6 protein-coding genes are annotated in these 9,382 nt (G+C 68.9%); 3 read left to right on the forward strand and 3 right to left on the reverse strand.

Features of this window, described 5'->3' with window-relative positions:
- The first annotated feature begins 16 nt into the window (after positions 1-16).
- Positions 17-982 (forward strand): ABC transporter substrate-binding protein, encoded by a 966-nt coding sequence (locus AC2W7K_RS00735; RefSeq protein ID WP_198500020.1) that lies wholly within the window; start codon positions 17-19, stop codon positions 980-982.
- A gap of 158 nt (positions 983-1,140) precedes the next feature.
- Here the strand turns inward: AC2W7K_RS00735 and AC2W7K_RS00740 are convergent, their stop codons facing one another.
- Positions 1,141-5,076: a hypothetical protein gene (locus AC2W7K_RS00740; RefSeq protein ID WP_486005658.1), complete on the reverse strand. Its 3,936-nt coding sequence runs from the start codon at positions 5,074-5,076 to the stop codon at positions 1,141-1,143.
- 199 nt (positions 5,077-5,275) lie between these two features.
- On the opposite strand from AC2W7K_RS00740, the gene AC2W7K_RS00745 reads away from it, so the two are divergent.
- Both AC2W7K_RS00745 and AC2W7K_RS00750 read left to right on the forward strand, forming a co-directional pair.
- A complete protein-coding gene (locus AC2W7K_RS00745; RefSeq protein WP_232623767.1) occupies positions 5,276-6,367 on the forward strand; it encodes a hypothetical protein in 1,092 nt (363 codons plus the stop codon).
- A 59-nt stretch (positions 6,368-6,426) separates the two neighbouring features.
- A complete protein-coding gene (locus AC2W7K_RS00750; protein WP_486005659.1) occupies positions 6,427-7,278 on the forward strand; it encodes a DUF6226 family protein in 852 nt (283 codons plus the stop codon).
- Here AC2W7K_RS00750 and AC2W7K_RS00755 read toward each other — a convergent pair.
- Together AC2W7K_RS00755 and AC2W7K_RS00760 are read right to left on the reverse strand one after the other, a co-directional pair.
- Positions 7,244-8,194, reverse strand: a complete 951-nt coding sequence (locus tag AC2W7K_RS00755; RefSeq protein ID WP_198500018.1) for an ornithine cyclodeaminase family protein — start codon at positions 8,192-8,194, stop codon at positions 7,244-7,246. The genes AC2W7K_RS00750 and AC2W7K_RS00755 overlap by 35 nt on opposite strands.
- A 232-nt stretch (positions 8,195-8,426) precedes the next feature.
- Positions 8,427-9,347 (reverse strand): LysR family transcriptional regulator, encoded by a 921-nt coding sequence (locus AC2W7K_RS00760; protein WP_198500017.1) that lies wholly within the window; start codon positions 9,345-9,347, stop codon positions 8,427-8,429.
- Positions 9,348-9,382 lie beyond the last annotated feature (35 nt).

A 9,382-nucleotide genomic window follows, 5' to 3' on the forward strand; every position in this document is an offset into this window, starting at 1 on the left:
CTCTCGAAAGGTCGTCATGCGCCGACGTCAGCTCCTGGCTCTCACCGCTCTCGCTCCGCTCGCCCTCGTCGCCTGCTCCACCGAGGCATCCGAGTCCGGGACCGCTCAATCGTCCGCCAAGAACTTCTCGTACTCGCCCGCCGGCTACGACGGCGTCACCGTCTCACTCGACAGACCAGCTGAGCGCATCGCGATGGACTTCTACTCCGCGGCCGCGCTCGCGCCGTACGGCATCACACCCGTCGCGGTCTTCGGATTCGGGCAGAACGAGTCCCCGGGGAAGTCGTTCGACACCACAGGCGTCGAGATCGTCGGCACCGACATGGAGCTCGACACCGAGGCGCTGGCCGCGACAAGGCCCGACATCGTCGTCGCCTACGGCAACGAGACCGGCGACGGCTGGACCTGGTGGGATGACAAGCTCAGGGAGCAGGTCACCTCGCTCGTCCCATTCGTCCCGATCAAGCTCCAGGACCAGACGCCCGACGACATGTTCGGCCAGTACGCCGCCGTCGCCCAGGCGATCGGTGCAGACACCGACTCCGCGGAGATCACCGCACAGCGCCGCGACTTCGATGCGGCACGGCAGCGCATCCGCGACGTCACCGCCGACAAGGACTGGCTCACGGTGCTCCTCGCGAACTTCAATGCCGACATCATCTACACCGCGAAGGACCTCGGCATCGCCCGGATGCTCGCCGACGACGGCGTGACCCTCGTGGGACCCGACCCCGGCGCCGACAGCTCGTGGGCCGAGGTCTCGTGGGAGAAGATCAGCGATTACTCCGCCGATGTCCTCCTCGTCCACGACGCCTCGGCCGACTTCGAGACGAATCCGATCTACCTCAGCCTGCCGACGGTCAAGGCCGGGCAGACCGGCACCTGGGATGACAAGCGCGCCTTCACCTACGACGGGTATGCGGCATGGCTCAACGATCTCGCCGAGGTGCTCGACCGAGCCGAGGACATCGACAAGAACTGATCCGGCTGAGCTCAGGACCGGAGCTGGCCGGGGCCGAGAACGATGAGAATCGGATGTGATCCCGACCGGAAGCGATCCCGACCGGTGTCATCGATGCGCTCCCTCCCGCAGCGACCGACCATGATGAGTGTCGAGCATTCCGGCAGCAACGAGTCGTCCTAGAAGTCGTAGCCGTCGCTGATGGTGATGACGACCTTTCCGTCGACGATCTCAGCGACGCCGTCGACGGAGAAGATCACCGTGTCATCGAATGCCCCGCCGTCGTCGAAGAACGAGTCGTAGCTGCCCGTCACCAGCGCCTCACCCTCGGAGACCGTCGTGATCGCCCACGACGGGCCGCCGTTGGGTCCGGCCCCCATTCCGCCGTCGTAGTAGTACGGATCGGACGACGGGTCGGACACCGTGACGGTCGGATACGACGAGATCGACCACTTGAGATCCGTGGCATCGAAGCTCTCGGCGCTGTACGAGCCGAACGGGCAGCCGTCGGGCTGAGCCACGGTCTTCTTCGCGCAGCTGTCGACGAGCGTCTTGACCTGCTTGTCGACCTCGCTGCGGAACGCGTCCGTCGGCTCCGGTGCGAGCAGCGCGGGATCGCCCCCATCGAGGTCCTGGTCCTCGACGCTGCCGCCGAAGAAGGTGCGGGCCTCGATCGGATCCGCAGAGACGAGATCGCTCTTCTCCGCCAACCCGACGGTGTAGAGGGCGGGGAACGCCGGCAGGGAGAGCGCCGAGTCGGTCGTGTCGACGTCGATCCCGTTGACCTTGACCGTGCTCAGCCCCGGCGTGTCCACCGTCAGGGGCGCGAGCTCCGGCGACTGCAGCGTCCACTCGTCGAAGAAGACCGCGGTCTTGCCCGACTTCACCAGCGAGAACTCGGTCGTGCTCTTGCTCCCGCCGAGGTCGAACGTCGCCGACACGAGCGCCTGATCATCGGCGACATCGGCATCGGCGACCGAGATGTCGGTCGGCAGTGCCTTGGCGCCGCCGAGGATGTCGTTCGTCAGCAGCTGCCGCTGCTCGGCGGGCACGTCGACATCGGCGATCTCGAGAGCACCTTCAGCGTCACCGTCGGCGAGGCGCTGCAGATACTTCTCGACGGTGGCCTCCGGGCCGAACATTCCGCCGTTGACCTGCGTGACGACGATCAGACCCGCCACGAGGACGAGGACCGCCGCGCCGCTGATCACTCCGACGAGCGTCGCCTTCCTGCGGTTGAAGGGCTTGGCCGGCGGGGCCGCGGGATATCCGGCCGGAGGAACGGACGGCGGGGCCGCACTGCTGTTCCACTGCTGGGCGGTCGGCTGCTGACTCGATGCCGACGCAGCGTTCCCTGTCGTATAGGGGCCCGCCGCTGCCGTGTAGGGCGCAGACGAGTAGGGCGCAGACGCGTCCTGTCCCACGGTGGGACGGCCGGGGGGAGGACCCTGCGATGGGGTGGGCAGGGGACTCCCCTGCCGGTTGTGATCCCGACGCCGAGGTGGTCGGCGCGGCGGACTGCGCATCTCCGGGATTGCTGCCACCGGACCCCGGGCCGCCCGCGGATCCGACGTATCCAGCCGATGCGACCGGGCCAGCAGATCCGGCGGAATCGGACGGGGCGACAGAACCGGAATGACCGGCTGGGCTGGACGTGCCGGCAGTTCCCGGGGAAGCCGCGCCCGACTGTCCGGGCGCACCCGCGTCACCGCCCGGCGCCGCGTACCCGGGTGCACCGGTGGCGGCGGGGGCGGAGTCGATCCGCCGGCGACGGCATCGGGGTGGATGAGCGGATAGCGCGGTTCGCTCATCCCGAGGGCGTGTCCCCAGTGCGGATGAATCGCGCGCCCGGCGAGGAACTTCGCGACTCCGGGCATCGTCAGCGCCAGCCTCGGCCCGAGGGTGCGCGAGACCACCTCGATGAGACCGCCCCAGAGAGCGAAGATGAGGAACGACCAGGCCAGCACGCCGATGCCGGCCTCAGCCGCGCCCATGCCGCCGAACACCTCCGTCGCCTGTGCCGAGCCCTGCACAGCCGCGCGCAGAGGCAGCGCGAGAACCGAGAGCAGCCCCCACACCACGGCGAATGCGAGGGGGATCCGCCATGCGGTGCTCCACTGCCGGGGATCGGGGCCCTGCGCGGTCCAGTACGGACGCCGCGTGACCGTGGCGACGAGGGAGGCCGCGAGCACCGCGAGGACGACCGCGATCAGCCCCAGCCACAGCTGCCCCGGCACATCGTCGCTGAAGATCGTCAGCGTCTCCGAGAAGCCTCCGGACTCCATGCCGAACACGCCGGTCATCGAGGCGGTGAGGCCGCCGAGGTGGACGAGCAGTGTGAGGACGAGGCCCATGTTGACGAAGGTCAGGGGGACGAGCTGCCCGGGAAGGTCGAGCCCGAGAGGCAGGACGAAGAGGGCGACGACGGACATGATCGCGACCATGACGATGAGGTGGATCCAGGCGACGAGCGCGGCGGGGACGACCCAGCGGAGGAATCGCGCTCCGACCGCCTCGGTGCCCTTGAAATGACCGGCGATGCGACCCCACATGCTCACGGCGATGACGACGAGGAGTGGAAGGAAGAACGATCGCGGGGTGACCGCGGAGAACTCGAGGGTGGCGCCCTGACTGCCTTCCATGAGCGAGTAGCGGGCGGCGAAGATGAGCTGGAGGACGAAGAGCACGGCGGTGAAGGCGAGGGCCGAGATGCCGATGCGGATCCAGGTCGACCCCCGATTGGGGGAGGGGGAACGCAGCTCGCTCCACCGGGTGAACCACCACAGCGTGCCGAGGACGACTGCGGTGATGATGAGCGGGGCGCCGGAGAGGATGATGTCTCCACTGGCCGCGGCGAATCCGTCGGATTGGAACTCGAACCGCACGGCCGCCGAGCCGAACAGTGCCAGGGCGAGGAGGACGAAGGGGAGCGCGTAGCCGATCTTGTCGGTGCTCATGCCCGTGTACTCGGTGAATGAGTCGAGGTCGGACATCGAACCGGCGATCGCGGCAAGGATGATCGCAACGACGATGCCCGCGGCGAGGGCGATTCCCGGCGGGAGGAGGATCGCCCGCCACGTCGCACCCTGGGAGAGCGGAGCGGTGTAGCGCGATGACGGTCTCGGAGCACCGAGGTGGCTCTGACCGGGATAGGGCGAGCCCTGCTGGGCGTACGGCAGGCCCGGCTGCGGAGAGGGCTGGCCCGGGTAGGGCGAGCCCTGGTTTGGGTACGGCGAGCCCTGCTGGGCAGCGGGCTGGTTCTGCTGGGCGTACGGCTGGCCCGGTTGCGGAGAGGGCTGGCCCGGGTAGGGCGATCCAGCCGGTGAGCTTGCTGAGTCCGCCGCAGTTGAGGCGCCGTCGGCTGCACCCGACACCGGAGGCTGTGTTCCGGGTCGCTGAGGCTGTGTGCCCGGTGTGGGAGCTTGCACTCCTGGCGTCGTCGACGGCGTGTCCGGTGACGCATAGGGATCGGCGGCCTGCTTCGTTGCAGCGCCGGAATCGGCTCCGGCTGCGGAGGCCGCCGCTGCGGCCTCCGGAGAGAAGCGCGGATACTGCGCCGTCGCCTCGGTGGAGTCAGGAGCGGAATTGGTCGGTGGAGCTCCCGGCTTCACAGGGACGTCCGCCTCGCCGCCGAGGTCATCGGTTCCGGAGGCCGTGTCAGTGTCCGCGGCATTCGGCGAGTCAGCGGCAGGCCTGGCAGTTGCATCAGGCGTGGCAGAGGCGCTCGCCCTGCCGCCCTCTGGTGACTGGGCGGCCGGGGCTTCGTTGGTCGACTTCGCTGTGCCCGTGCCATTGACCTGGCTGGCCGCCGTCGTGTCAGCAGTGCCCTTGACCCCGTCGGTCGGCTTCGCTGCCCTGTCGGCACTGACCTTGTCGGCCCATTTTGCCGCGCCGGTTCCCTTGGCACCTTTGGTCGACTTCGCCGGTTCTGTGTCCTTGGTGCCGTCGGCAGTCTTCTTCTCCCCGGTGCCCTTGACCTCGCCGGTTCCCTTGGCCCTCCCGGTGCCCTTGGCGGCAGAGGCGGAGCCGGGCTTGCTGTTCGAGTCCTCGGGGGTCGGGCGACGGTCGGACTCGTCGTCGTGCCCGGATGGGGGAGATGTGGGCGTTCTGCTCATGGGGAGTCCTCCGACTGCTCTCGCACACCGGTCGCTGCAGTGCGCTTGACGTGGCCGCTGGTCTGACTGCGGTTTCCCTGCAGATCGATGTTTCCACCGATCCATTCAGTTGTAGTGATGCCCTTATATTAGGCTGAGAATGGCGATTGAAGTTTCCGAGAAGAGAACTTTTCGACCGACAAGTGATCTGGAGCTGCCGATGAGCACGAAACCGCCCCAGGGCAACGGCGACGAATGGCCGCGCGATGATTCGGCGGGCAGCGCTCGAGCGGAGAATCCTCGTGCCGACAATGCGTGGAACCAGAACGGCGACTCGGGATGGGGTCGGCAGTCCGACACCGGCTGGGGTCACGGCGCCAACACCGGAAGCGCTGACGCCGGACGCACCGACATCGGTTGGGGCCAGAGCGCCGATACGGGCTGGGGCCGCGGCGGCGGGGAACCGAACACGCCCTACATCGCCGAGCAGAACCCCGCGCGGCCCCCGCGCTCGCAGTCCGCGGCGACCGGAACACCAGGAGCCCCGCCCGCGAACGCGGCAACGCCGCCGTCCAACGCTGCGGCCTGGCCCGGAACTCCACCCGGCGCAACATTCCCGCAGCCACCGCCGAGTCCACCGGGCCCGAACCAGCCGCCGCCCGGAAACATCCCCGCCGGCGCCGCACCCGCCGGTCAGCCGCCTCGGCGCAGCAAGGGACTCATCGCCGCCGTCGTCGTGCTCGCGGTCATCGCCGCGGCCGCGATCGGATTCGGCGCCATGATGTTCCTCAACCGGGACGGTGACGAGGACTCCACTGTCGCAGCGACGACGGCACCGGCCGGCGAGGACGCCTCGACGGCTCCGAGCGCCGGGCCGAGCGAGGACGCTGCACCGAGCGACGATCCGGAGTCGTCCCCCACGCTTCCCGCCGACCCGAAGCAGGCGCTCGACCAGATCGTCACCACGGATCGGAAGACCGTCATCGCCGACCTCGACGGCAAATGGGTGCCCCAGCTGAGCTCGAAGAAAGTCGGACTCGAAGCGGAGGGGAAGACGTGGGAGCCGAAGGACATTCTCGCCGAACACGAGCAGATGCGAAAGGAATATCCGCGCGTACAACTGGTGTGGTCGGGGGATTTCGCGAGTTTCAAAGAAGATGATTTCTGGGTGACGATCGTCGGCATCGGCTATGACGATCCCGAGGACGCGCTGTCGTGGTGTTCGTCCAACGGTCTCGGTCCCGACAACTGCTACGCGAAGCAGCTGAATACCTCAGGAGGGTATGAGGGCACGACGCGTCTGCAGGACTGAGGAACCACCTCGGCCGAGGCCCCGCCGGTCCGACGCGGAACCCGGACTAAGATCGGACCATGACTTTCTGGTGGCAAGAGCTGAGAACCAACCTTGCCCGATCCTTCGATGACCGCTCTGACCAGCGGTGGAACCATGCGATCGCGACGATGCCGGTGTCCGATCGGGCCGCTGAGATGTTCCGCGAGGTCGAGGACGAATTCCTCATCACCGGAGCCGACACGCCGAGGTGGGACGACCCTCACCGCAATCCCGACTTCGAATGGGGCAGGGTCAACGGCCCCGACGATCAGGCCGACGTCACCGACCACGCGAAGTTCGACATCGTCCACGCCCGGGCCCGCGCATGGATCAACGTCCTGCGCCGGCGGGGAGGCAGCGCACGGGAGACCGCCGACGTCGACTGGGCGACCGATGATCCGTTCCTCGCATCCGCCGATCACGCCGAGGTGCTCACCAGCGGAGTCCCCGACAACCCCGAACTCGTCATCGGCTTCAACGACTACGTCCCCGATGACCACGGCGTCGACCTCGTCGCGAACGTCGTCATCGCCCTCGGCGATCCCGCGGTGTCCCTGGCCCGCGTGCCCGACTGCGGCTGCGACTTCTGCGACTACGGCTCCGACGTCCTCCTCCAGCAGCTCGACAGCCTCATCTTCTCGATCGTCGACGGCTCCGTCGAGGCGCAGTCCGGCGGACAGTACTCCGGCTACCGCACCTCGTTCGACGCGGCCGGAGAGCTCTACCGCGAGCGCCGCGCACAACCCGCGAAGCACCGCGCGCCCGTCGGTTCGACGACTGGTCACCGCGTCCCATGCAGGACTGGGCCTGAGTTCGGGCTCACCCCGCCGAGGCGGTTCACCCCGCCGAGGCGGTTCACCCCGCCGAGGCGGCTGATGCCTCCTCGGTGAGCCTCGCGGCCACCGCGAGATCCTCCCACGACATCCCCGACCCCTTGAAGATCAGCGTCCGATCGTCGTCGACGACGACCTCGCCGGTGCTCAGCTGCTTCATCGTGATGAGAGTCTCCGCGTCGAGTGCGCCGTCGGTGATCGCGAGCACGACGTCCCCGCATTCGCGCAGCGCGGTGCCGACATCCTCGACGACGACCGCCGAGCGGGAGAACAGCGACGCCGGCAGCTCCCTGGCGTGCGGGTCGTGCGAACCGCACGCCATGACGATCGCACCCTCACGGACGAGGTCACCGTCGAAGAGCGGGCTGCTCGCCGTCGTCGCCGTGACGACGATGTCGGCCTCCCGCAGGGCGGCGTTCGCCTCGGCGGTGGTCGCTGCGATGACACGCCCGCGCTCACGGACCCCGGCGGTGACACGGTCGGGATGCCGGACGACGAACGCGACATCGGCGAGATCGACGTCGAGGACCTCGCGCAGGGTGTCGACGTGTCCGACGCCCTGCGGGCCCGCCCCGAAGACGACGACGCGCACGGGACCGGTGAACCGGGACAGCGCCGGTTCGACCGCCGCCACCGACACCGCCGGCGTGCGCAGGGTCGTCAGCGCCGCACCGTCGATGACCGTGCGCAGCTGCAGCGTTTCGGCCGCATACATGAGGTACTGCCCCTGGATGCGCGGCAGGCCGTGGTCGGGATTGTCGACCGAGACGCCGACGAGCTTGACCCCGACCCATGCGCCGAGCTCGGAGGGCATGAAGATCATGTTGCCGGCGCTGATGTCGGCGATCGTGCGCGGAATGTCATCGGCCGGATCGAAATCCCCGGCCAGTGCCTCGCGGAGGGCGGCGACCGCCTCGGCGGGGGTGAGGGCCGCGACCACCGCGTCGGCGTCGAGGTAGGTCACATCGTTCATCGTCACGTCCTTCCTCACTGCGGACCCCTCGCGCTGCGACGGTGCTGCGGGCCATCGGGTGTGCGGACATCCGACGGAGCGGAGCACCGGGTGGCAGGGGCGGTCACCACCAGGCTAGGTGATGCCGACCACAGGGCGAAGCACTGTCCGTGAGTCGGGCCGCACTGTCGTGCCGGCCGCCATCGCAGAGTCGCACCCCGGGTGCCGCGCGTGAGCATTGAGCGATGGATCCTCACGTCGTGCGTCGGGCGACGGCGTCAGCCGCCTCGGTGAGGACAGTGAGCGCTGCGGCGATGAGCGGCTGCCCCGCCGACCCGCTGCGGATCCCGGTGAGGATCTTCCGGGCCGGGACGGGATCCCCGCGCAGCGGCACGCGCACGGCGTCATAGCCCTCGGGCAGGTGAGCGAGGCGGGGGACGAGCGCGACGCCGAGCGAGGCCGAGACGAGCGCGGCGCCCGTCTCCCATTCATGGGACTCATGGGCGACCTCGGGGACGAAGCCCGCGGCGGCGCAGGCGGTGCGCACGAGGCGGTGGTAGGGCGTGCCGGGCCGATCGAGGATCCACTTCTCCTCGGCCGCCTCGCCGAGAGCCACCGACTCGCGTCCGGCGAGGCGATGATGGCCGGGGACGAGGAGATCGAGACGGTCGGTGAAGAGCGCGGACTGCTCGAACCGGGCATCGCTGCGCGGCGGCAGCGGATCGGTCGCGACGACGACGGCGATGTCGGCCTGGTCGGCGAGGAGCAGGTCGAAGCACTCCTGCGGATCGGCTTCGATGATCCGCGCCCCGGCACCGGGATGCGACGCCATGATGCGCTCGGCGGTGAGCGGCAGCAGGCTCGCCGCGGCCGTCGAGAAGCCGCACAGCCGCAGGACCCGCTGGCTGACGGCGTGCCCTGCCTCAGAGAGCTCCCCGCGGATCTCCTCCCACCGGGTGAACAGCTCCTGCGTGCGCTCGAGGAGCAGGTGACCGGCCGGCGTGAGCACGAGGGTGCGGCCGTGCTGTTCGAGCACGGTGACTCCGAGGTCCTTCGACAGGGTTCTCAGCTGGTGCGAGATCGCCGAGGGAGTGAAGCCGAGGCGCTCGGCGGCAGCCGTGACGGTGCCGACCTCGGCGAGGACGCGGAGGACGTGGAGGCGACGATCGATCATGCAATATTCTTTCACGACCATCCGCGAAATGATTC

The sequence above is a fragment of the Brevibacterium sp. LAARM2_SD2 genome (assembly GCF_057364785.1).

Coding starts and splice junctions, on each gene's coding strand:
- AC2W7K_RS00735 (WP_198500020.1), top strand. CDS start 17: ATGCGCCGACGTCAGCTCCTGGCTCTCACCGCTCTCGCTCCGCTCGCC.
- AC2W7K_RS00740 (WP_486005658.1), bottom strand. CDS start 5,076: ATGAGCAGAACGCCCACATCTCCCCCATCCGGGCACGACGACGAGTCC.
- AC2W7K_RS00745 (WP_232623767.1), top strand. CDS start 5,276: ATGAGCACGAAACCGCCCCAGGGCAACGGCGACGAATGGCCGCGCGAT.
- AC2W7K_RS00750 (WP_486005659.1), top strand. CDS start 6,427: ATGACTTTCTGGTGGCAAGAGCTGAGAACCAACCTTGCCCGATCCTTC.
- AC2W7K_RS00755 (WP_198500018.1), bottom strand. CDS start 8,194: ATGAACGATGTGACCTACCTCGACGCCGACGCGGTGGTCGCGGCCCTC.
- AC2W7K_RS00760 (WP_198500017.1), bottom strand. CDS start 9,347: ATGATCGATCGTCGCCTCCACGTCCTCCGCGTCCTCGCCGAGGTCGGC.